At 72.1% G+C, this 20,505-nt stretch carries 21 protein-coding genes; 13 read left to right on the top strand and 8 right to left on the bottom strand.

The genetic code is table 11. From position 1 onward, the window contains the following. Positions 1-24: 24 nt before the first annotated feature. Genes FLX07_RS13250 through FLX07_RS13235 form a run of 4 tightly spaced genes read left to right on the top strand, consistent with a single transcriptional unit; the run spans position 25 to position 3,606 of the window. Complete coding sequence (locus FLX07_RS13250) at positions 25-564, top strand: hypothetical protein (protein WP_142571044.1); 540 nt, start codon at positions 25-27, stop codon at positions 562-564. Beyond that, positions 561-1,625, top strand: a complete 1,065-nt coding sequence (locus tag FLX07_RS13245; RefSeq protein WP_142571043.1) for an efflux RND transporter periplasmic adaptor subunit — start codon at positions 561-563, stop codon at positions 1,623-1,625. The genes FLX07_RS13250 and FLX07_RS13245 overlap by 4 nt, the downstream gene beginning before the upstream one ends. Next, positions 1,622-2,413 (top strand): ABC transporter ATP-binding protein, encoded by a 792-nt coding sequence (locus FLX07_RS13240; RefSeq protein WP_142571042.1) that lies wholly within the window; start codon positions 1,622-1,624, stop codon positions 2,411-2,413. The genes FLX07_RS13245 and FLX07_RS13240 overlap by 4 nt, the downstream gene beginning before the upstream one ends. Beyond that, on the top strand, positions 2,410-3,606 hold the full coding sequence (locus FLX07_RS13235; RefSeq protein WP_142571041.1) for an ABC transporter permease: 1,197 nt from the start codon (positions 2,410-2,412) through the stop codon (positions 3,604-3,606). Before FLX07_RS13240 ends, FLX07_RS13235 begins: the two co-directional genes overlap by 4 nt. Positions 3,607-3,611: 5 nt before the next feature. On the opposite strand, the gene FLX07_RS13230 is transcribed toward FLX07_RS13235, so the two are convergent. From FLX07_RS13230 to FLX07_RS13215, 4 genes are all read right to left on the bottom strand, one after another. Further along, positions 3,612-4,964, bottom strand: coding sequence for a serine hydrolase domain-containing protein (locus FLX07_RS13230; protein WP_142571040.1), 1,353 nt, complete (start codon positions 4,962-4,964; stop codon positions 3,612-3,614). 107 nt (positions 4,965-5,071) lie between these two features. Continuing rightward, entirely contained in the window at positions 5,072-6,019 is a 948-nt protein-coding gene (gene add, locus FLX07_RS13225; protein ID WP_167748230.1) for an adenosine deaminase, read from the bottom strand. Between the two features lie 179 nt (positions 6,020-6,198). Beyond that, positions 6,199-7,050, bottom strand: coding sequence for an alpha/beta fold hydrolase (locus tag FLX07_RS13220; protein ID WP_142571039.1), 852 nt, complete (start codon positions 7,048-7,050; stop codon positions 6,199-6,201). After that, positions 7,047-7,484, bottom strand: a complete 438-nt coding sequence (locus FLX07_RS13215; RefSeq protein WP_142571038.1) for a MarR family winged helix-turn-helix transcriptional regulator — start codon at positions 7,482-7,484, stop codon at positions 7,047-7,049. Before FLX07_RS13215 ends, FLX07_RS13220 begins: the two co-directional genes overlap by 4 nt. Positions 7,485-7,888: 404 nt before the next feature. On the opposite strand from FLX07_RS13215, the gene FLX07_RS13205 reads away from it, so the two are divergent. Further along, entirely contained in the window at positions 7,889-8,500 is a 612-nt protein-coding gene (locus FLX07_RS13205; RefSeq protein ID WP_142571037.1) for a dihydrofolate reductase family protein, read from the top strand. Here the strand turns inward: FLX07_RS13205 and FLX07_RS13200 are convergent. Next, a complete protein-coding gene (locus FLX07_RS13200; protein ID WP_142571157.1) occupies positions 8,484-8,978 on the bottom strand; it encodes a winged helix-turn-helix transcriptional regulator in 495 nt (164 codons plus the stop codon). The two genes, FLX07_RS13205 and FLX07_RS13200, sit on opposite strands and share 17 nt — an antisense overlap. Before the next feature lie 88 nt (positions 8,979-9,066). Here FLX07_RS13200 and FLX07_RS13195 point away from each other — a divergent pair, with 88 nt between their 5' ends. Both FLX07_RS13195 and FLX07_RS13190 read left to right on the top strand, forming a co-directional pair. Next, positions 9,067-9,768, top strand: coding sequence for an SDR family oxidoreductase (locus tag FLX07_RS13195; protein WP_142571036.1), 702 nt, complete (start codon positions 9,067-9,069; stop codon positions 9,766-9,768). A 36-nt stretch (positions 9,769-9,804) separates the two neighbouring features. Continuing rightward, positions 9,805-10,230 carry a tautomerase family protein gene (locus tag FLX07_RS13190; RefSeq protein WP_142571035.1) on the top strand — a complete coding sequence of 142 codons (426 nt, stop codon included), beginning with the start codon at positions 9,805-9,807 and terminating at the stop codon, positions 10,228-10,230. A 97-nt stretch (positions 10,231-10,327) separates the two neighbouring features. Here the strand turns inward: FLX07_RS13190 and FLX07_RS13185 are convergent, their stop codons facing one another. Then, entirely contained in the window at positions 10,328-11,272 is a 945-nt protein-coding gene (locus FLX07_RS13185; RefSeq protein WP_142571034.1) for an alpha/beta hydrolase family protein, read from the bottom strand. A 15-nt stretch (positions 11,273-11,287) separates the two neighbouring features. Beyond that, a complete protein-coding gene (locus tag FLX07_RS13180; RefSeq protein ID WP_223853365.1) occupies positions 11,288-12,133 on the bottom strand; it encodes an LLM class flavin-dependent oxidoreductase in 846 nt (281 codons plus the stop codon). 234 nt (positions 12,134-12,367) lie between these two features. Between FLX07_RS13180 and FLX07_RS13175 the strand changes: the two genes are divergently transcribed. After that, complete coding sequence (locus FLX07_RS13175; protein ID WP_142571032.1) at positions 12,368-12,958, top strand: TetR/AcrR family transcriptional regulator; 591 nt, start codon at positions 12,368-12,370, stop codon at positions 12,956-12,958. Between the two features lie 85 nt (positions 12,959-13,043). Next, complete coding sequence (recD2, locus tag FLX07_RS13170; protein ID WP_142571031.1) at positions 13,044-15,299, top strand: SF1B family DNA helicase RecD2; 2,256 nt, start codon at positions 13,044-13,046, stop codon at positions 15,297-15,299. Positions 15,300-15,357: 58 nt separating this feature from the next. Here the strand turns inward: recD2 and FLX07_RS13165 are convergent, their stop codons facing one another. Next, on the bottom strand, positions 15,358-16,452 hold the full coding sequence (locus tag FLX07_RS13165; RefSeq protein WP_142571030.1) for a hypothetical protein: 1,095 nt from the start codon (positions 16,450-16,452) through the stop codon (positions 15,358-15,360). A gap of 316 nt (positions 16,453-16,768) precedes the next feature. On the opposite strand from FLX07_RS13165, the gene FLX07_RS13160 reads away from it, so the two are divergent. From FLX07_RS13160 to FLX07_RS13145, 4 genes are all read left to right on the top strand, one after another. Further along, positions 16,769-17,908, top strand: a complete 1,140-nt coding sequence (locus FLX07_RS13160) for a cytochrome P450 (RefSeq protein WP_142571029.1) — start codon at positions 16,769-16,771, stop codon at positions 17,906-17,908. Continuing rightward, positions 17,905-18,714: an isocitrate lyase/PEP mutase family protein gene (locus FLX07_RS13155; RefSeq protein ID WP_142571028.1), complete on the top strand. Its 810-nt coding sequence runs from the start codon at positions 17,905-17,907 to the stop codon at positions 18,712-18,714. Before FLX07_RS13160 ends, FLX07_RS13155 begins: the two co-directional genes overlap by 4 nt. A 139-nt stretch (positions 18,715-18,853) precedes the next feature. After that, entirely contained in the window at positions 18,854-20,065 is a 1,212-nt protein-coding gene (locus tag FLX07_RS13150; RefSeq protein ID WP_229689583.1) for a L,D-transpeptidase, read from the top strand. Between the two features lie 58 nt (positions 20,066-20,123). Further along, entirely contained in the window at positions 20,124-20,456 is a 333-nt protein-coding gene (locus FLX07_RS13145; protein WP_142571027.1) for an ArsR/SmtB family transcription factor, read from the top strand. Positions 20,457-20,505: the final 49 nt, after the last annotated feature.

Below are 20,505 nucleotides of genomic sequence, written 5' to 3'. Positions count from 1 at the left end.
GGAGCGACAGAGGAGGAACGACCCATGCGCTTACGACCACTACGGGCCCTGGGCCCGGCACTGGGGCTCACCGTGGGGCTCGCACTGGCACTGGCCGGCTGCGGCGCGGCCCCCGCGGACGACGGGATCGCCAGCGCTGGCGGCGCCACGTCAGGCGGCGGCGCCACGGCCGGGCCGTCGGCGTCGGCCCCGGTGGACCGCCAGGAGGCCCAGCTCAAGTTCGCCCAGTGCATGCGCGAGCACGGCGTGGACATCCCCGACCCCGGCCCGGACGGCCGCGTCCGCATCATCGGCAAGAAGGGCGACGAGGCCTTAATGGAGAAGGCCATGCAGGCCTGCCGGCACTTCATGAAGGACGCGGTCGGCGACAAGCTCGGCGGCGACGACCCCCAGGCGCGCGACCGGATGGTGAAGTTCGCCCAGTGCATGCGCGAGCACGGCATCGACATGCCCGACCCGGCCCCCGGCCAGGGCATCCAGGTCAAGATCAAGCGGGGCCAGGAGAAGGCGATGGAGGAGGCGCAGAAGGCCTGCGAGGAGCTCGCACCCGGGAGGAAGCCGTGAGGAAGAGCCTGGTGATCGCGGGCGCCGGTGTCCTCGCCCTGGCCGCCGCGGGAACCGCCGTCGCCGTGGCGGGCGGCGACGGCGCGGGCGCGGCCGAGTCGTCCCCGCCTCCCGTCCCCGCCACCGCGTCGATCGCGCGTCAGGACCTGGTTGACACCAAGACCGTGGAGGGGGCGCTGACCTACTCCGGCGAGCGGCAGGTCAGCACCGACGCCGCCGGCACCGTGACCTGGGCGCCCGCCGAGGGCGCACTCGTCCGGCGCGGCCGCCCGCTGCTCAGGGTCGACCGCAGGCCGGTGGTCCTCATGTACGGATCGCTGCCGATGTACCGCCCGCTGCGGCAGGGCGTCGACGACGGCCCGGACGTCGAGCAGCTCGAACGCAACCTCAAGGTCCTCGGCCACGGCGACGACCTGACCGTGGACGACCACTTCAGCTACGCCACCTATCTGGCCGTCAAGGAGTGGCAGGACGACGCCGGGCTCCCCGAGACCGGGCAGGTGGACGCCTCCCAGGTGGTCTTCCTGCCGGCCGCCGCCCGGGTGACCGACGCCAAGGTCGAGGTGGGCGACAGGACCGCCCCCGGACGTCCGGCCCTCACCGTGTCGGGCGTACGGCGGCTGGTGCACGTGGACCTGTCCACCGACGACCAGTCGCTGGCCAGGAAGGGCGCGAAGGTCACCGTGGAACTGCCGGGCGGCGAGCGGATCACCGGGAAGATCACCTCGGTCGGCACGGTGGCCGAGGCCGTCCCCTCCGGGCAGAGACAGGACGAGGGCAGCACCATCGACGTCGACATCACCCTGAGCAAGACCCCGAAGACCCGCCTCGACAAGGCCCCGGTCGAGGTGGAGCTGGTCAGCGAGCGGCGCGAGAACGTGCTGGCCGTCCCCGTGGAGGCGCTGCTGGCCCTGCGCGAGGGCGGCTTCGGCGTCGAGGTGGTCGAGGGCGCCTCCACCCGCCTGGTCCCGGTCGACCTCGGCGCCTTCGGCAGCGGCATGGTCGAGATCACCGGCGCCGGGCTCGCCGAGGGCATGAAGGTCGGGGTGCCCGCCACATGAGCGTCCCGCAGCCCGAGCGGCCCTACGTGGTGGAGCTGCGCGAGGTGACCAAGGAGTACGGCGGCGGCGTGCGGGCACTGCGCGGGGTGAGCCTGCTGGTCGAACGCGGCGAACTGGTCGCCATCGCCGGGCCGTCCGGCTCCGGCAAGTCGACCCTGCTGCACCTCATCGGGACCCTGGACCGGCCCACCACGGGGACCGTGCGGATCGCCGGGCACGACGTGGCCGGGCTTTCCGACCGTGAGCTGTCCGCGCTGCGCGCCCGCCACCTGGGCTTCGTCTTCCAGCAGTTCCACCTCGCGCCCGGGGTGAGCGCGCTGGACAACGTCGCCGACGGCCTGCTCTACAGCGGCACGCCGCTGCGGGCGCGGCGGGACCGCGCTGCCGCCGCGCTGGAGCGGGTGGGCCTCGGTCACCGGCTGGGCCACCGCCCCAACCAGCTGTCGGGCGGGGAGCAGCAGCGGGTGGCGGTGGCCCGCGCCGTGGCGGGCGACCCGCCGCTGCTGCTGGCCGACGAGCCGACCGGCAACCTGGACTCGGCGGCGGGCGGCGAGGTGCTGGGGGTCCTGCGCGACCTGCACGCCGCCGGCACCACGATCGCGGTCATCACCCACGACCCCGAGATCGCCGAGTGGTGCCCTCGTCAGGTGCGCGTACGCGACGGCCGCGTCGTCGCCGACGCCGGCGCGGGCACCGGACGACGCCCTCCCGGACCCAATCCGAAGCGCACCCCCGAACCGGCGCCGGACGCCGGAACAGCGGGAGCGGCGAAGGGAGCACCACGATGACCCGTCAGCGACCGGCCCCCGCCAGGCTCGGGCCGTCCGACGTCCTGCGGACCGGCGCGGCCGGGCTGCGCACCCGCCCCGCGCGGGTGGTCCTGTCCGCGCTCGGGATCGCCATCGGCATCGCCACCATGATCGCGGTGCTCGGCATCTCATCCTCCTCCCGCGAGCAGCTGCTGCGCCAGCTCGACCGGCTCGGCACCAATCTGCTCACCGTCGCGCCCGGGCAGACGATGTTCGGCGAGGAGGCCAAGCTGCCCGTCGAGGCGCTCGGCATGGTCCGGCGCATCGGGCCGGTCCGCACGGCCTCGGCCACCGGCACGGTCGACACCACGATCCGGCGCACCGACCGCATCCCGAAGGCCGTGACCGGCGGCATCGCCGTCCAGGCCGCGACCGCCGACCTGCTCACCACCCTGGAGGGCCGGGTCGTCACGGGCGCCTGGCTGAACGCCGCAACCGAGGCGCGGCCCGCCGTCGTGCTGGGCGCCAAGGCCGCCGAACGGCTCGGCATCTCCAGGACCGGCGTACAGGTCTGGATGGGCGAACGGTGGTTCACCGTCGTCGGCGTCCTCGGCCCGATGCCGCTCGCCCCGGAGATCGAGCGCTCGGCGCTCGTCGGGTTCCCGGCCGCCGAGAAGTACCTGGCCTTCGACGGCCACCCGACGACCGTCTACGAGCGGTCCGCCGAGGAGTCGGTGGAGGCCGTACGGGCCGTGCTGCCGCGCACGGTCAACCCGGAGAACCCGGAGGAGGTCACGGTCAGCAGGCCCTCCGACGCGCTGGCGGCCCGGGCGGCGGCCGCGAGCGCGTTCACCAACCTGCTGCTCGGGCTCGGCGCGGTCGCGCTGCTGGTCGGCGGGGTCGGCGTGGCCAACACGATGGTGATCTCGGTGCTGGAGCGGCGCAAGGAGATCGGCCTGCGCCGCTCGCTGGGTGCCACCCGCGGGCAGGTGCGCCTGCAGTTCCTCGCCGAGTCGCTGCTGCTGTCGGCGCTCGGCGGGATCGCGGGGGCGGTGCTGGGCGGCCTGGCCACCGCCGGCTACGCGCTGTCGCGCGACTGGCCGCCGGTGGTCCCGGCCTGGGCGTTCGCGGGCGCCGTCGGCGCGACGCTCGTCATCGGCACCCTCGCCGGTCTCTACCCGGCGATGCGCGCGGCCCGCCTGTCGCCGACGGTCGCGCTGGCCACCACCTGAGGGGTCTACCTCCAGCCGGCCGGGTCGACGCCGCCCGGCACCGGGGCCGCCGGGTCGTACGGCTCACGCGTGAAGATGAAGGTGTTGAGGTCGAGGTGGGTCACCCCGCCGGGGGAGCGGACCACCCGCAGGGTCTCCCCGGCGTAGTAGCCGTCGAGCCCCACCCAGGTGCCCTCGGCCCGGGGGGCGAACCGGGAGGCGCGGCCCTGCCCGCTCACCGGGGTCAGCGAAAGGCCGCGCTGCGGCAGCACCCGCAGCACGTACGGCGTCGGCCCCCAGTACCACGGCCCGGTCAGCGCCAGCAGGTCCTCGTCCACCGGGGAGGGCGACCACTCGGCCGGCAGCGGCGGCTCGTGCTCGGCAAGGATGTCCAGCAGGGCGGTGTCGATGTTGCGCACGCCCGAGGTGGTGTTGGCCATCCACAGCACGGCCACGCGGTCGGCGGGGTCGGCCCACACGGTGGCGAGGAAGCCGGGCATCGACCCGGTGTGGCCGGCCAGCCGGCGCGGGCCGCCGGGCCCGATGTGCCGGGTGAGCTGGAGGCCGAGCCCGTAGCCGCGGATCCAGGCGTCGCCGTCCTCCACGACGGCCGGCTCGCGCATCTCGGCGACCGTGGCCGGGCGCAGCACCTCGCCGGTGTCGCCGCCGATGAAGGCCGCCCACCGGGCCAGGTCGGCGGCCGTGGACCACATCTGCCCGGCGGGGGCCATGGCGCCGTGGTCGTTCTCCGGCTCGGGCAGCAGCGCGTCGGCCCAGGGGTGCACCGCATACCCGGTGGCGTGCGGTGCACGGGGGCGCGGTGTGGTGTCGCGCATACCGAGCGGCTCCAGGACCTCCTCGCGTACGACCTCCTCCCACGGCGCCGACCGCTTACGCGCGACCAGCTCGCCGAGCAGCGCGAACCCGAGGTTGGAGTAGTGGTAGCGGCGGCCGGGCCGGTGCCGGGCGGACTCGGTGCCGAGCGCGGCGATCAGGTCGCCCACCGGCACACCCGGGGTGCGCTCCCACCACTGGCCGGGCGACTCGGCGGTCAATCCGCCGCTGTGGGACAGCAACTGGGCGACGGTGACGTCGCCCAGCGGTGTGCCGGGCACGTGCTTGTCCAGGGGGTCGAGCAGGTCGAGCCGGCCCTCGTCGCGCAGCCGCATGACGACGGTCGCCACGAGGGTCTTGGTGATGGACCCGATGCGGTACTGGGTGTCCCGGGTGGGCGGCTCACCGCCGACCCGGCCGCGCGCCCCGAACCAGGCGATCTCGCCGCCCCGCACGATCGCCGCCACCATCGATGGCACCCGTGCCTCCGCCTGCTCGGCCGCCAGCCTGCGCAGCAGCGCGCGGGCCGTCCCCTCCAGCACCATTCCGGTCGTCCCCTCTCCGTGATCCGCACCAGGCTAGCGTCCCGCCGTCCACGCGGCCCGGTAGTCGGCCCAGGGCGCGCATCGTCTCGGGAAGGCGGAGCGGGCTCTCATCCGCTCAGCCAACGACTGATCTCGGCGCCGATCCGCGCCTTCACCTCGGCGGGTGCGAAGCTGCCCTCGACCGAGGCGCGGGCCAGGGTCGCCAGTTCCGCGTCGCTGCACCCGAAGATCTCCCGCGCGCGCTGGAACTCCGCCGCCAGCGACGTCTCCCCGTCCGTGTTCAGGGTGACCGTCAGACCGGCCTCGACCAGGCGCGGCAGCGGGTGCTCCGCCAGCGAGGGGACCAGCCCGAGCAGGACGTTCGATGAGGGGCAGACCTCCAGCGGCACGCGGCGTCCGCGCAGTTCGGCCACCAGGTCCGGATCCTCCAGGACGCGGATGCCATGGCCGATCCGCTCCGCGTGCCCCACCGTCAACGCCTCCCAGACGCTGGCCGGGCCCGCCGTCTCCCCGGCGTGGTGCACCAGGTGCAGCCCCGCCTCGCGGGCGGCCTGGAACACCTCGGCGAACGGCGCCGCCGGGTAGGCCTCGTCTCCCGCCAGGCCGATGGCGATCACCTGCGGGTGCCGGGTGGCCAGCGTGAGACTGCGCCACAACCGGTCGGCGGGACGTCGGCGGGAGTGGTCCACGATCACCCGGGTCTGGATGCCGTACCGCTCCGCGCCGGCGGCGAGTCCCTCCAGCACGGCCTCCAGCGGCATGTCCGGATCGCCGAGACGCTCGCCGTGAGCCGCCGCGGTGAAGGTGACCTCCGCGTAACGAACGCCTTGGGCGGCCTCGTCCTGGCAGAACTCCTCGGCGATCCGGCGGAAGTGCCCGTGGTCGCGCAGCAGCGCGCGCACCCTGGCGCGTTGGTCGGCGAACTCCCTGAAATCGGTGAACGGCCGGTCCTGGACCGGCGGCTCGCCTCCCAGCTCGCGGATCGTGGCGGGACGGACGGTGCTTTCCAGGTGGGTGTGCAGGTGAGCCTTGGGCAGCAGGCGGAGATCTCTCACTGGCAGAACCCTAGGCAGTCGGCGTCCGCGCCACGACGGGATTACGACGCGCGAAGGTGCCGGCGCCCTCGCCTCCCCGATGCCCGAACCGCCGCTCATCACCGAGACCCGCCGGCCCTTAAGCGCCATGACGGCCACCTCATCGGAGATCGCGGGCGTGGTCCGGCGACCCGTCCACGTCATCGTCCCAGGAGGAACGGCAGGGCCCGTTCGGCCACGACCGGGCCCGTTTTCGGTTCCGTGGGCGACAGATGGTTCAGTCCGTCGATGGTGTCGAGGGTCGCGTCGGGAAGGGTGTCGCGGAGCATGGCGAACTCCGCTCGGTGTTCGGGCTTGGAGCGGCCGCCGACGAGGAGCAGCACCGGGGCGGTGACGTCCGCGAACTCGGCGAGCCGGCCATACTGGGCGGCGAGCTGCTCGTGCTCGGAAAGGCAGGCTCCCAGCAGGGGCCGCATCCGCTGCCAGGCCGGCCCGCGGAAGGCGATGCGGAAGACCATGCGCAGATACCAGTGCGGCAGCTTGCTCATGAAGTCCGGCGCGCCGCCGGAGCCTTGGATGAAGTGGATGAACGCGCCGTAGTGGTCGCCGGCGGCCAGCCGTTCCCGGAAGGGGGCCATCCAGGCGGTGGGGACGGGGGAGCAGGGCACTCCGGGCTCGTAGATCGCGATGCGGTCGAACAGCGGGAAGGATCGTGCGGTCTCCAGGACGACCAGTCCGCCGTAGCTGTGGCCGAAGGCCAGGCGCGCCCCGGTGGCGGCCTGAACGGCGCGCAGGTCCTCCACTTCCCTGGCCAGGCAGTAGCCGGGTCCCTGGGGGTCGCTGGCGCCGCGTCCGCGCCGGTCGACGACGTGCACCGTGAAGGAGCGGGCCAGCGTGGCGGCCGGCGGCAGGTAGTCGTCGGAGGTCCGCAGAGTTCCGCCGATCACGATGAGGTCGGGGCCCGTGCCCAGCGTCTGGTAGCCGATCGCCGTGCCGTCGGCGGAGCCGGCCGTGCCTCGGCGTAAGGGCGGGGTGTCGATGGTCCTGCTCACTTGCCCGCCTCCCGCTCCAGCCGGTCGAACGTCGCCAGCAGCCGCGCGGTGTGCTCGGCGTACTCGGCGTACGGCACGCCGCTGTGGGCGACGACCATGGCCAGCCGCTCTTCGAACTCCTGCCGGATCGAGGTCACCCGCCGCTTTCCCTCGTCGGTGAGGCTCAGCCGCCGGCGGTTCCCCCCGGCGGGGTCGGGCTGGACGTCGAGAAGACCGTCGGCGGCCAGGACGGTCGTCATGCGGCTCACCGACGGCTCGGTCACGCCGAGGTATTCGGCGAGGGTCCGCTGCGTCGAGGCTCCCAGCTCTCCCACCAGGGTCAGCGCCAGGAACCGGCTGTAGGAGATGCCGTGCTCCGCCCGCAGGATCCGGTCGGCGGCCCGGTCCAGCCGGGCGGTGAGCACATGCAGGTTGAGGCTGAGGTTCTGCTCCATGCGATTAACTTAACATGCTAACTTGCTTAAGGCAACATGTAGGCATGCGTGCACGGACAGTGACTGCTAACTGCGACCCGGTGACGTGCGAGATCGATTTCTCGTCGGTCACACTGGGTCGATGGAATACGTCGGCCGGGTGCCCGCACCCCCGCTCGACCGGTTCATCGACGACATCTACTGCCTGACCGGAGTGCCGCGACACCGCCGGATGAACGTGCCGCCGATGCCGTCGGCACACCTGTTCGTCAACCTGGGCGAGCCCGCCCGCCTGTGGGATTCCGACCCCTCGGTGCCGCCGGCGATGCTCACCGATGGATGGTTCATGGGCGTCTGGACCAGGCGTTTCCTCTTCGAGTTCCCCGCACGGGTGCGGCTCGTCGGCACAAGCTCGAGGAGAACCAGTGGGCACAGTCACCATGCACAACGCGGTGTCGGTGGACGGCTTCATCGCCGACGAGAACGACGACGTCGGGCCACTCCACGACTGGTATTTCAACGGGGACACCCCGATCCGCCAAGGCGGCGACCAGCAGTACGACCATTCCGGAACCGGTAGCGACTTCATGCTCTCGCGGGCATCGGCGGAGTACGTCCGGCCGATATGGGAGTCGATCGGCGTGATCGTGATGGGCCGCCACCTGTTCGACCAGGTGAACGGCTGGGAGGGCCGGCCGCCCGCGGGCGACCACGTGATCGTGGTGTCTCACCGGCCCAGGCCCGACGGCTGGCACCCGGAGGCGTCGTACCACTTCGTCGACGACGTGACGGCTGCGATCGACAAGGCGCAGGAGCTCGCCGGGGAGCGAATCGTCAGCGTGAACGCCGGCGACGTGGGCGGCCAGATCCTCGCGGCCGGTCTCGTGGACGAGGTGGCGATGGACGTGGTGCCCGTGGTGTTTGGATCGGGCAAACGCTACTTCGGCGGCATCGACGGGCCGCATCCGCTGGAGGAGCCCCATGTGGTCGTCCAGGGCGACGGAGTGCTGCACCTGAGGTTCAAGGTGCGCCGCTAGCCGCGTCCCAGGCGGGGTGCACCCGGATCTCGATGTCGTCGCACGCCGTCTCCGGCGCCGGCTCGGCACTGACGCGGACCCGTATCGGACGGCCGGTGCCGGCCTCGACGAACGACAGGGGCGGGCGGCCGTCCTGCAGGTGCCTGTCGCCCCACTGAATCAGCGACAGGAACACCGGCAGCAGGTCCTCGCCGGCCTCCGTCAGCCGGTATTCGTCGCGGGCCCGGTTCCCCGGCTCCCGATAGGCGACGGGCGCGACGATGCCCGCGGCCTTCAGCTGTCTGAGCGCGCGCGACACCGCGGGCGCCGAGGCCCCGACCCGGGTCACGAAGTCGTCGAACCGCGTTGTGCCGTAGAAGCATTCGCGGACCACCAGGAACACCGTCTTGGTGCTGAGCAGGTCCAGCACCCGCCCGGCCGAGCATCCGTCGCCGATGGACCACGCGTCCCGGTCGCTCAGCCGTTCCTCGAACTTCATCGCCACCCCGGCATTGTAGCTAACGCTTGCGTTAGTCAGCAGGGTGTGATGCAATCTCGCTAACGAAGTCGTTACTCAGGGGGACGTCATGGTCGCGGTGGCGGGCAGGGTGGTTGTGGTGACGGGGGGCCGGCGTGGACTCGGCGCGGCGCTGGTCGACGAGGTGCTGGCACGCGGGGCGCGAAAGGTGTACTCGACCGCGCGCTCGGCGTACGTCGACGACCGTCCAGGCGTCGTCGCCGCCGAACTGGAGGTCCGCTCGGCGGCGTCGGTCGCCGCCCTCGCGGAGATCGCCACCGACGCCGAGATCGTGTTCAACAACGCCGGGATCCTGCTGCCCGCCCCACTGCTGACGGGCGACTTCGAGGACGTCACCGTGACGTTCGACGTCAACGTCTTCGGACCGCTGCGGATGGCGCGGGCCTTCGCACCGATCCTGGGCGCGAACGGCGGAGGCGCGCTCGTCGACATGCACTCCGTGCTGTCCTGGCTGGCCGGCAGCGGCGCCTACGGAGCGTCCAAGGCGGCGGCGTGGTCGCTCACGAACTCGCTCCGGATCGAACTGGCGCGCCAGAACACCCAGGTCGTCGGTGTGCACGCGGGCTTCATCGACACCGACATGGTCTCCGCCCTCGAACTGCCGAAGGCCGATCCGGCCGACGTGGCCGCGCGGATCGTCGACGGCCTGGAGTCCGGGGCCGCGGAAGTGCTCGCCGACGACGTCACGGTCGCCGCCAAGGCGGCGCTGCCGGGCCCCGTGGAGAACCTGACCTTCTCGACCGCCCGCTGAGACCGCATCTGCGCACTCAAGGAGTACCGAACCGCCATGCCACTGTGGACCATTCATCACACGCCCGGGATCTTCACCGACACGGAGAAGCACCGGCTCGCCTCCCGTATCGCCGACCACTACGAACAGATCGGGCTGCCCCGGTTCTACGTGATCACGCTGTTCCACCAGACCCGGCCCGAGGACTTCTACGTCGGCGGGGAGCCCACCCCGGCCGGTGTCCGCATCGCCATCGACCACATCGCGCGCAGCAACCCCGATCGGGAGAGCCGGCGCCGGACCGCCCAGTGGATCAAGGGCATGCTGCAGCCCTTCCTCGAACGGCACGCAGGGCTGCACTGGGAGTTCCACGTCGACGAGACCAGCGAAGACCTCTGGATGATCAACGGGATCGCGCCGCCTCCGGCGGGCTCCGACGCCGAGAAGCACTGGGCCGCGAGCAACTCGGCGTCCCCTTACTGACCGCGCCGCCGGTGCGTCACCCCGGCCGGTGGGCGACCGCGCGCCCCCCGCCGGTGACGAGGCGGTTAAGGGGGCGCGCGGTGCGCTTGTCAGGGATTCAGCGGGATTCGATCCGGCCCAGCGGGTCGCCGGCCTCCGCCAACGCGGCACGCGCCGCCGGCCAGGCGGAATCGTCGAGACCGAGCGCGGTGCGGAGGTAGGCCCACGTGAGCCGCCGGATCAGGGCGACCCGCCCGGGGTTCTCGTCCGTCGTCTCCGTGACGTTGTATCCGGAGATGCCGCCGAGCGAGTGTTCCGCCCCGAAGACAGTGAGCAGGCTCTTGCCGCCCGGGCTCAGGACGTACGCGTCGGTGAACCAGTCCGGCCCCCGGACCGACAGCAGGGACTGGTCGCGGTCTCCCGCGACGATGAGGGCCGGTGTGGTCATCTCCGCGAAGCCCGGGTTCATGAAGGGGAAGTGCTCGGCGGCGAACGGAGTCAGGTCCGCTCCGCCCGCGCCGGGGACGGCGAGCAGCACACCCGCCTTGATCCGCGGGTCGGACAGGTCCTCTCCCGGCTCGCCCTTGGGATCGAGGACGCGCGCGCCCAGGAGCATGCTCGCCGTCTGGGCGCCCCAGGAGTGCCCGGCCACGGCGACGCGGCCTCGGTCGAGCCGCCCGCCGAGGCCGGGAACGGCGGCTTCGATGAGCTCCAGCCCGTCGAGGACGCGCTTCAGGTCCTCGACGCGCAACCGCCAGATCAGCGGCGTACGGGGGTCGTCGGGAGAAAGGTTCAGCGTCCGCGAGTCGAGATGGGTGGGCTGGATCACCGCGAATCCGTGGGCGGTCCAGAAGTCGGCCAGCGGGCCGTAGCCGTCCATCGACTCCCCGAAGCCGTGCGAGAAGACGATGACCGGCAGTTCGCTCCCGGTCGCCGGCGCGGACACGCGTACGCGCAGATCCTCGCCACGGCCGGGGGCCGGCAGCACCACCGGCTTCACCGAGACGACCGCGGTGGGCGCGCCGACGGCCATGTCCGTGGTCGCCGTGCCTGTGTGGCTCATGGGTGGGTTTTCCTCTCAGTTGTTTCGTGAGGTGATGAGTTCGTCGGCCACCCACCGGGCGACGCCGGCGGGGTAGGGCGACGGCAGTCCGAGGACGATGTGCCGGAAGCCGGCGTCGATCGCCTCGCCGATCGCGTCCCGGGTGGGGCCGGGCCGGTCGTAGGAGACGGGCAGGTGGATCGAGCGGGTGATGGAGGCGGGGTCGCGGCCGATCTCGGCGCAGTAGCGGTCGAGCAGCGCGCTGCGGCCGACGACGTCGTCGATGTCGCCGCCGGGGATGTTCCACAGGTCGGCGTGTTCGGCGGCCACGCGCAGCGTCGGGGACGAGCGTCCGCCGATGAGGATCGGCGGATGGGGGCGCTGGACGGGTTTGGGGTTGCAGAACGCACCGGTGAGCCGGACGTGGGCGCCGTCGAAGTCGAACGGTTCGGTCTCGGTCCACAACCGCCGGATCACCGTACAGGCTTCGGCGAGGCTCTCCACGGCGTGCGCGGCGTCGTGGAAGGGCAGGCCGTGTGCGTCGTACTCACGCCGGGCCAGAGGGTGGCCGGGGCGTGAGCCGGCGCCGATGCCGAAGTCGAGCCGTCCGCCGCAGATGTCGTCGACGGTCGCGGCGATCTTGGCGAGCATCGCGGGCGGCCGGAACCGGTTGCTGGTCACCAGCACGCCGAGCCGCAGTCGGCGGGTCTGCGCGGCGAGGGCCGCGAGCAGCGTCCAGCCTTCGTAGGCCGGCCCGTCCGGGTCGCCGCCGATCGGCATGAGGTGGTCGAACAGCCACGCGTGCTCGATCTGCGGGATCGCGTCCGCCTCGCGCCAGACCCGCAGGACGTCCTGGTAGGTGACCTGCTGCGGGGCGGTCATGATCCCGAAAGTGGGGTGGAGGGAATGCGGCATCGGATCGGTCCTTTCGGCACCGGCGGCACCGGAGTGGGGCGCGCCGCCGTCGTTCATCTGGGAGGGATACGCGGGGGCGACGCGCATGGCTTGGTCGCCGGCCCGCCGCTCTGGCATGATGAGCAAGCGGGACCGCGTTCCGTTTTGACGATACGAAACAGTGTCCCGTTTAGCAAGCCGGGCAACGGAGGGAGCCGCGCGATGAACGACAGCGACCGGGGCGCGGAGCGGGCGGCCCGGCCCAAACGGGCGGACGCACAGCGCAACGAGAAGACCCTGCTCGACGCGGCCGCCGCGGTCTTCGTCGCCTCAGGTGTGGACGCGCCCGTACGCGACATCGCGGCCAAGGCCGGTGTCGGGACGGCGACGATCTACCGCCACTTCCCGACGCGAGCCGATCTCATCATCGCCGTGTACCGGCACCAGGTCGAAGCCTGCGCCGAGGCCGGACCGGCCCTGCTGGAGGCCGGCGCGACGCCGTACGCCGCGCTGGAGCGCTGGATCGGCCTCTTCGTCGACTTCCTGGTCACCAAGCACGGGCTGGCCGCCGTGCTGCGCTCCGACGACGCCGGTTTCGACGCCCTGCACGCCTACTTCCTCGACCGCCTCGTGCCCGTGTGCGCCCGGCTGCTCGACGCCGCGGCCGCCGCCGGCGAGATCCGCTCCGACATCCCGGCCATCCAGCTCATGCGCGGCGTGGGGAATCTCTGCATCGGCGCCGAGCACGACCCGCACTACGACGCACGACGGCTGGCCGGACTGCTCATCGCAGGGCTGCGCCTGCCGCGCTGACCGCCCGGACGCCGGGCGCGGGTCCGTCCCCGGCGGCGCGGGTTCCGGTCGGGCGGGTCCCGCCGTTTGGGAGACAATGCGACCCATGACGAATCCTCCCGGAGGCGCCGCGGGCAGGCCGCCCGGCGTGCAGCTCGACGCCGTGCTGGAGCGGATCACCTACGCCAACGAGGAGACCGGCTACACGATCGCCAGGGTCGCCACCGAACGGTCCGGCACCGAGTTGCTGACCGTCGTCGGCCCACTGCTCGGGGCGCAGGTGGGCGAGTCGCTGCGGCTCACCGGCCGCTGGGGCTCCCACCCCAGGTACGGCAGGCAGTTCGAGGTGTGGTCGTACTCCACCGTCCTGCCGGCGACGATCCAGGGCATCCAGCGCTACCTCGGCTCCGGGCTGATCAAGGGCATCGGCCCGAAGATGGCCGAGCGGATCGTGGACCACTTCGGCACCGACACGCTGCGGGTGATCGAGGAGGAGCCCAAGCGCCTGGTCGAGGTCCCCGGTCTCGGGCCCAAGCGGACCAAGATGATCGCGGCCGCCTGGGAGGAACAGAAGATCATCAAAGAGGTGATGATCTTCCTGCAGGGCGTCGGGGTGTCCACCTCCATCGCCGTGCGCATCTTCAAGCAGTACGGCGAGGACTCCATCGACGTGGTCCGCAAGGAGCCCTACCGGCTCGCCGACGACGTGTGGGGCATCGGGTTCAAGACCGCCGACACCATCGCGCAGGCCGTGGGCATCCCGCACGACAGCCCCGAGCGGGTCAAGGCCGGCCTGCGCTACACGCTGTCGCAGGCCGCCGACGACGGCCACTGCTTCCTGCCCGCCCCCAACCTGGTCGCCGACGCCGTCAAGATCCTGGAGGTGCCGCCCGACCTGACCTCGGCGTGCCTGGAGGAGCTGATCGCCGAGGAGGGCGTGGTCCGCGAGGAGGTCCCGGCCAGGGGCAACGGGGAGCGGGACGGGGACGACGGCGAGAGCACCGTCCCCGCGATCTACCTCGTCCCCTTCCACCGCGCCGAGCTGTCGCTGGCCGGCACGCTGCGCACCCTGCTGACCTCCGGCCACGACCGGCTCGGGGCGTTCGAGGACGTGGACTGGCCGGCCGCCTTCGACTGGCTGCGCGGCCGGACCGGCGCCGACCTCGCCCCCGAGCAGGCCCAGGCCGTACGGCTCGCACTGACGGAGAAGGTCGCCGTCCTGACCGGCGGCCCCGGCTGCGGCAAGAGCTTCACCGTGCGCTCGGTGGTGACCCTCGCCCGCGCGAAACGGGCCAAGGTCATCCTGGCCGCCCCGACCGGCCGGGCGGCCAAGCGGCTGGCGGAGCTGACCGGGCACGAGGCCACCACCGTGCACCGGCTGCTCCAGCTGCGCCCCGGCGGGGACGCGACCTTCGACCGCGACAACCCCCTCGACGCCGACCTGGTCGTGGTGGACGAGGCGTCCATGCTCGACCTGCTGCTGGCCAACAAGCTCGCCAAGGCGGTCGCCCCGGGCGCGCACCTGCTGTTCGTCGGCGACGTCGACCAGCTTCCCTCGGTCGGCGCCGGAGAGGTGCTGCGCGACCTGCTGGCCGCCCCCGGCATCCCCCGGGTGCGCCTGACGCAGATCTTCCGCCAGGCGCAGGAGTCCGGCGTGGTCGTCAACGCCCACCGCGTCAACACCGGCCAGCACCCCCTGGTCCGGGATTTCCCCGACTTCTTCCTGTTCCCCTGCGAGGAACCCGAGGAGATCGCCGCCCTGACCGTGGACGTGGTCGCCCGCCGCATTCCCGGCAAATTCGGGCTCAACCCCCGCAGGGACGTTCAGGTGCTGGCGCCCATGCACCGCGGCCCTGCCGGTGCGGGCGCGCTCAACACCGCCCTGCAGGAGGCGCTGACCCCCGCCCGCGAGGGCATGCCGGAGCGCCGGTACGGCGGGCGGGTCTTCCGCGTCGGCGACAAGGTCACCCAGCTGCGCAACAACTACGACAAGGGCGCGGCCGGGGTGTTCAACGGCACCGTCGGCGTCGTCACCGCCATCGCCCCCGAGGAGAGCAAGCTGACCGTGCTGACCGACGAGGACGAGAACGTCGACTACTCCTTCGACGAGCTCGACGAACTCGCCCACGCCTACGCGGTCAGCATCCACCGCTCCCAGGGCAGCGAGTATCCGGCCGTGGTCATCCCGCTGTCCACCAGCGCCTGGATGATGCTGCAGCGCAACCTGCTCTACACCGCCATCACCCGGGCCAAGAAGCTCGTGGTCATCGTCGGGTCGCGGCGGGCGCTCGGCCAGGCCGTACGCACGCGGGGGGCGGGCCGCCGCCACACGGGGCTGACCCACCGCCTCCGCGTGCCCTGATCTTTCGTGCCCTGATCTTTCGTGCCCTGGCCGGCGCGCCCGCCCCTGCCGTCGGTCGTCAGTACACCGAGGTGTAGGTCACGAACGACGCCTGGTTGACCCTGGTGGTGGCGTTGTAGCAGGCGACGTCACGGACAACGGCGGTCGAGCCCGAGGTCGTCCACAAGGTGAGCAGGTTGCAGAACCCCGGACCGGGGCCGTACGCCGTGACCTGCACGTCGTTGGGCAACGCCCCGACCTTGGGGAAGGTCACGAGGCGCAGGCCGGTCCCGGCCGACTGGATCGTGTTGACCGCGCCGGGGTAGTTGAAGTTGATAGCGGGGGGCACCGGCGCGTACGGCCCGGGGTTGGCCGGGGTGTTGTCGAAGGTGTAGGCGAACAGCTTCGGCGGCGCGAACGCACCGGTGATGGCCCGCTCGCGCTGGTAGGTGAGGGTCCAGCCGGTGTCGAGCGGGTTGACGGTGGCGTCGTGGCACAGCACCTGGATCTTCTGCCCGGACGTCGCCCAGCTCCAGGCGCCCACCTTGCACCGCGCCGGCTGCCCGGAGTCGACCGCGGTGACCTGGATGTTCCCCGCCTGCACGGACGAGCCGAGACCGGGCAGCCAGACGGTCCAGTCACCGGTGGCGTTGTGGAAGACGGAGTTCACCCCGAGCGAGGAGTTGTAGTCGGAGCCGATGGAGCTGCCGTTCCAGAAGACGTAGCCGAACGCCTGCGCCGCGGAGAACAGCGCCCCGCTGCTGCTTGCGAAGACGATGGAGAACAGCGCCTTGGCCGGGCCGCCGCCGTACCGGTAGCAGCGCACCGCCACCATCTCGTCCGTGCCGACCTGGCCCCACTTCTCGATCTGGCACCACTCGGCCGACTGCGAGATCGCGGTCACGTGCGCGATCCCGCCGCCCTGGGGGATCCCGATCTGCGGGAACCGCACGAAGTACTCCCCGGGGACGCCGGGCGTGACGGAGACCGCACCGGATGTCCAGCTGCCCGCCTGGTAGGACAGGTTCGGCACGCCGGAGCTGGTGTCGACGTAGGCGAACCCCCACGCGTCGGGAACCGCCGCGTTCGCGGTCCCCGACCCGGCGACGGCGCCGGCGGCGACCATCGCGAACAGTAGAAGTAACCGAGTGAACACGTTGCGTAACAGGCGCATGCCGTCCTCCATCGCGGTGGTGCCCAGTGGGCGTACGAGATTCCGACGCCGGATGCCCGGCGAGTGGTGCCCGGTCGTGGAGCGGTGGAACGTTCTAGAAGGGCGCGGGGATCACGATCAACCCTCCTGCCCTGTGATAACCCGCGGGCCGATCTTTGAGAAGACCCAAAGGCCCATACGCCGCACAGCGCACATTTAGGCGTGAAACGTTCATCTTTCGACGGTTGCCGAAGGATCACGGCCCTAGCCTGCCGGGGAGGCGACGAGCACCACAGAAAGGGGGGAAGGGGGCGGCCTCCACGGCTCCCGGCCACCGATGACAGTAGATCCACCCGCCGTACCGGAACGGCGGCTCATCCGGCACGTGGACGTGCGGTCCGTGCTCGCCGATCCCCGTTTTCTGGTGCCCGCCGCCCCCGCCGCGCGACCGGGAACGGGAATGGCCTGGCTGCTGGGAGCGGTGAGCAGGTTCAGCAACGGCGCCGAGCACGGCCGCCGCCGCGCCCGCGTGACGGGGATGCTCGGCGCCCTCGACCCCGTACGGCTGCGCCGGGAGGCGTTCGATCGGACCGGCGCCGAACTGGCGGGCGGCGCCCGTGTGGACGTGATGGCAAGGATCGCCCGCCGCGTCCCCGTCGGCGTCCTCGCCACGCGGCTCGGCGTCCCGGAGGACCGGCGGGAGGAGGTGGTCGCCGCGGTGACCACCATGGCCGCCGCCTACCACCTCCCGCCCGCCGCGGGTGCGGCGCCCGCGGGGGATGCGGCGGTGGGCGTGCTCGCGGCGGCGCTCGGCGACGGGGAGAAACCCGAGCCCGGCCTGCTGGCCGCGGTGGCGGGGGCGCTGATCCAGGCCTGCGACGCCACCGCGGGCCTGGTGGGCAACACCCTCGTCGCCGTGGCCCGCCTGCCCGCCGGCCCGCCCTCCGGCTGGTCCGCTGACTTGTCCGCCGGCTGGTCCGCGCGGTGGCCGGTCGAGGCGCTGCTCGCCGAGACCCTGCGGTGGGACCCGCCCGTACGGCTCACGCGCCGGGTGGCGGCCGAGGATGCCGCGGCCGGGGGAGTGCGTGTGCCCGCGGGGGCCGTCCTCCTGCTGGACCTGGCGGCGGCCAACCGGGACCCCGACGTCTTCCCCGACCCCGGCCGTTTCGACCCCGGCCGTTTCCTGCCGGGCCGTTTCGACCCGGCCTGTTTCGACCCGGCCTGTTTCGAGCCGGGCGGCGGGGGCGGTGGGCATCTGGGTTTCGGCAGCGGGATCAGGCCCTGCCCGGGGGAGCGGACCGCGCTCGCCCTGGCGGCGGGCGTCGTCGAGGCCGCGCTGGCGCACCGCCTCGCCGGCCCCCCGAATCCGCACGAGCAGGTTCCGTACGAGCAGGTTCCGTACGAACCGTCGCCGAACCTGCGTGTGCCCGCCCGCCTCTACCTGGAGGGCGCCACCACCACGGAAGGACCCCGATGACCACCCACGCCGAGACGTTCCGGGCTCTGCATCATGCACCGCGTCCCCTGGTGCTGCCCAACGCCTGGGACCACGCCTCGGCGGCCGTTCTGGCCGCCGCCGGGTTCGCCGCGATCGGGACCACGAGCCTCGGCGTCGCCGCGGCGGCGGGCAAACCCGACGCGACCGGCGACACCGCGGCGGAGACGCTGGCGCTGGCCCGGCGGCTGGCCGGGCTGCCGTGCCCGGTGTCGGTGGACATCGAGGGCGGCTTCGCGCAGACGCCGGAGGGGGTGGCCGAGATCGCCGCCGAACTCGCCGCCCTCGGCGTGGCCGGCGTCAACATCGAGGACGGCCGGCCGGCCGGGACGCTGGCGGACCTCGCCGAGCGGTGCGAGACGATCGCGGCGGTCAAGTCGCGGGCGCCGCGGTTGTTCGTCAACGCCCGCACCGACACCTACTGGCTGGGGGCCGGCGGCCTGGAGGTGACCATCGCCAGGCTGCGGGCCTTCGCCGAGGCCGGGGCCGACGGGGTGTTCGTCCCCGGGGTCGCCGCCGACGACGACGTGCGGGCACTGGTGGACGCGGGCGATCTACCGCTCAACGTGCTGTTCCTGCCCGGCCGCCACACGGTCGACGGCCTGGCCGCGCTCGGCGTCCGCCGGATCAGCACCGGGTCGCTGCTGCTGCGGGCCGCCCTGCACGCGGTGACCGAGACCGCCCGGGCGGTCGCCGCGGGCGGGCAGATGCCCACGGGCCTTCCGTCGTACGCGGATGTGCAGGCCCTCGCCGCAGCGGGTGCTGACTCGCCACTTGATCAGTCTTGACGTGCACCTTACCGTCTACAGAGACGCGTCCACCGAAGAAGCGACCGAAATGTGACCTGAGCCCTGGAGAAAATGCCAACATAGGAGGCAACCCCGCATAAGGTCTTATGGTGCCCTTCGCGCTCATGGGGGAGTAGTTGTGCTGAGCACTGGAAGTCGTTCGAGGTGGCCGATCGCCGCAGTCGCCGTGGCGCTGACCGCGGCTCTGTCGGCATGCTCCGGCGGGGCGGGCACGCCGGGCACGCCGGGTGCGGCGGGCGGAGACTCCGGCGACACCGCGCCCGCCGTCCCCGCCCCGAAGATCGCGATCAGCCCGGCGACGGGCAGCGCGAAGGTGCGCCCCGACAAGACCGTGGTCGTCACGGCCGCCGACGGCGAGCTGGAGGAGGTCGTCGTCCAGGCGGGCGACGAGGCGGTCGAGGGTGAGTTCGACTCCACCCACACCAAGTGGACCTCCAAGGAGCCGCTCAAGCCCTCGGCCAAGTACACGGTGTCGGCCAAGGCCACCGGCAAGGGCGGCCCGGCGACCGCGACCAGCCGCTTCACCACGCTCAAGCCCAAGGTCGGGCTGGAGGTCGTGGACGTCACGCCCGGCATCAAGGGGGAGACCGTCGGCGTCGGCATGCCGATCATGGTGCGGTTCAACGCGCCGGTGCAGGACAAGGCCGCCGTGGAGCAGGCCCTCGAGGTGGACGCGGAGAAGCCGGTCAAGGGCGCGTGGCGGTGGATCGACGACCAGTACGTCATCTACCGGACGTCCAAATACTGGCCCGCGCACCAGAAGGTGAAGTTCACCGCGCACCTGACCGGCGTGAAGGCCGGGCCGGACACCTACGGCCTCGAGGACCACACGACGACCATCAAGATCGGTGCGGCCTGGATCAGCTCGGTCAGCACCAAGAGCCACATGATGGTGGTCCGGCGCGACGGCAAGGTCGTGCAGACCATGAAGATCAGCGCCGGAATGGCGACCACCCGCGAGTACACCACCACCACGGGCATCCACCTGACCATGGAACGCGGTAACCCCGTCACCATGATCTCCCCCGGCAAGAAGGAAGGCGACCCCGGCTACTACAAGGAGGTCGTCAACCACGCCGTGCGGATCTCCAACAGCGGCGAGTACGTCCACAGCGCACCCTGGTCGGTCGGCTCGCAGGGCCGGGCCAACGTGAGCCACGGGTGTGTCAACGCCAGCCCCTCCCAGGCCAAGTGGTTCTACGACAACTTCCACCGGGGCGACGTCGTCAAGATCGTCGGCACCAGCCGGATCCTGGAGTGGAACAACGGCTGGGGCTTCTGGCAGATGCCGTTCAGCAAGTGGCAGCAGGGCAGCGCGCTGGAATCGTGATTCCTCGATCAAATCGAGGAAATGCGAACTATCGGTGGGGGAGCTGTAGCCTGGGTTCATGGAGGAGACTGCGATCTCACCGGATCCCGGGCTGGTCGACGCGTTGCGCGCGCTGTCGAACCCGGTGCGGTTGCAGATGCTGATGTGGCTGCGTGAGCCGGAGCGTCACTTCCCGCTGGAGGAGGCGATCGCCGATCCGGCCGAAGTCGGCGTGTGCGTGAGCCACATCCAGGCCAGGGCGGGACTCGCACAGTCGACGGTGTCGGCATACATGGCCGAGCTGCAACGGGCGGGCCTGGTGAAGGCCACACGGGTGGGCAAGTGGACCCACTACAAGCGCGACGATCAGCGCATCGCCCAGCTCTTCGCCATCTTGATGGAGACGCTCTAGAACCGCGACGCCGCACGACGAGGGACTCCGCATCGCACCACATATCGAT

Origin of the sequence: Microbispora bryophytorum, assembly GCF_006874465.1 — a bacterium.
GTDB classification, from domain to species: Bacteria; Actinomycetota; Actinomycetes; order Streptosporangiales; family Streptosporangiaceae; genus Microbispora; species Microbispora bryophytorum.
Note: the sequence above shows the minus strand (reverse complement) of the source record. Positions and strands in the feature narration are given on the sequence as shown.

What these genes read in the sequence shown, in the direction of transcription:
- FLX07_RS13240 (WP_142571042.1), top strand. Translation starts at nt 1,622, where the DNA reads ATGAGCGTCCCGCAGCCCGAGCGGCCCTACGTGGTGGAGCTGCGCGAG.
- FLX07_RS13235 (WP_142571041.1), top strand. Translation starts at nt 2,410, where the DNA reads ATGACCCGTCAGCGACCGGCCCCCGCCAGGCTCGGGCCGTCCGACGTC.
- FLX07_RS13155 (WP_142571028.1), top strand. Translation starts at nt 17,905, where the DNA reads ATGACCACCCACGCCGAGACGTTCCGGGCTCTGCATCATGCACCGCGT.
- FLX07_RS13160 (WP_142571029.1), top strand. Translation starts at nt 16,769, where the DNA reads ATGACAGTAGATCCACCCGCCGTACCGGAACGGCGGCTCATCCGGCAC.
- FLX07_RS13180 (WP_223853365.1), bottom strand. Translation starts at nt 12,133, where the DNA reads ATGACCGCCCCGCAGCAGGTCACCTACCAGGACGTCCTGCGGGTCTGG.
- FLX07_RS13165 (WP_142571030.1), bottom strand. Translation starts at nt 16,452, where the DNA reads ATGCGCCTGTTACGCAACGTGTTCACTCGGTTACTTCTACTGTTCGCG.
- FLX07_RS13145 (WP_142571027.1), top strand. Translation starts at nt 20,124, where the DNA reads ATGGAGGAGACTGCGATCTCACCGGATCCCGGGCTGGTCGACGCGTTG.
- FLX07_RS13200 (WP_142571157.1), bottom strand. Translation starts at nt 8,978, where the DNA reads ATGAAGTTCGAGGAACGGCTGAGCGACCGGGACGCGTGGTCCATCGGC.
- recD2 (WP_142571031.1), top strand. Translation starts at nt 13,044, where the DNA reads ATGACGAATCCTCCCGGAGGCGCCGCGGGCAGGCCGCCCGGCGTGCAG.
- FLX07_RS13185 (WP_142571034.1), bottom strand. Translation starts at nt 11,272, where the DNA reads ATGAGCCACACAGGCACGGCGACCACGGACATGGCCGTCGGCGCGCCC.
- FLX07_RS13215 (WP_142571038.1), bottom strand. Translation starts at nt 7,484, where the DNA reads ATGGAGCAGAACCTCAGCCTCAACCTGCATGTGCTCACCGCCCGGCTG.
- FLX07_RS13195 (WP_142571036.1), top strand. Translation starts at nt 9,067, where the DNA reads ATGGTCGCGGTGGCGGGCAGGGTGGTTGTGGTGACGGGGGGCCGGCGT.
- FLX07_RS13250 (WP_142571044.1), top strand. Translation starts at nt 25, where the DNA reads ATGCGCTTACGACCACTACGGGCCCTGGGCCCGGCACTGGGGCTCACC.
- FLX07_RS13230 (WP_142571040.1), bottom strand. Translation starts at nt 4,964, where the DNA reads ATGGTGCTGGAGGGGACGGCCCGCGCGCTGCTGCGCAGGCTGGCGGCC.
- FLX07_RS13175 (WP_142571032.1), top strand. Translation starts at nt 12,368, where the DNA reads ATGAACGACAGCGACCGGGGCGCGGAGCGGGCGGCCCGGCCCAAACGG.
- FLX07_RS13190 (WP_142571035.1), top strand. Translation starts at nt 9,805, where the DNA reads ATGCCACTGTGGACCATTCATCACACGCCCGGGATCTTCACCGACACG.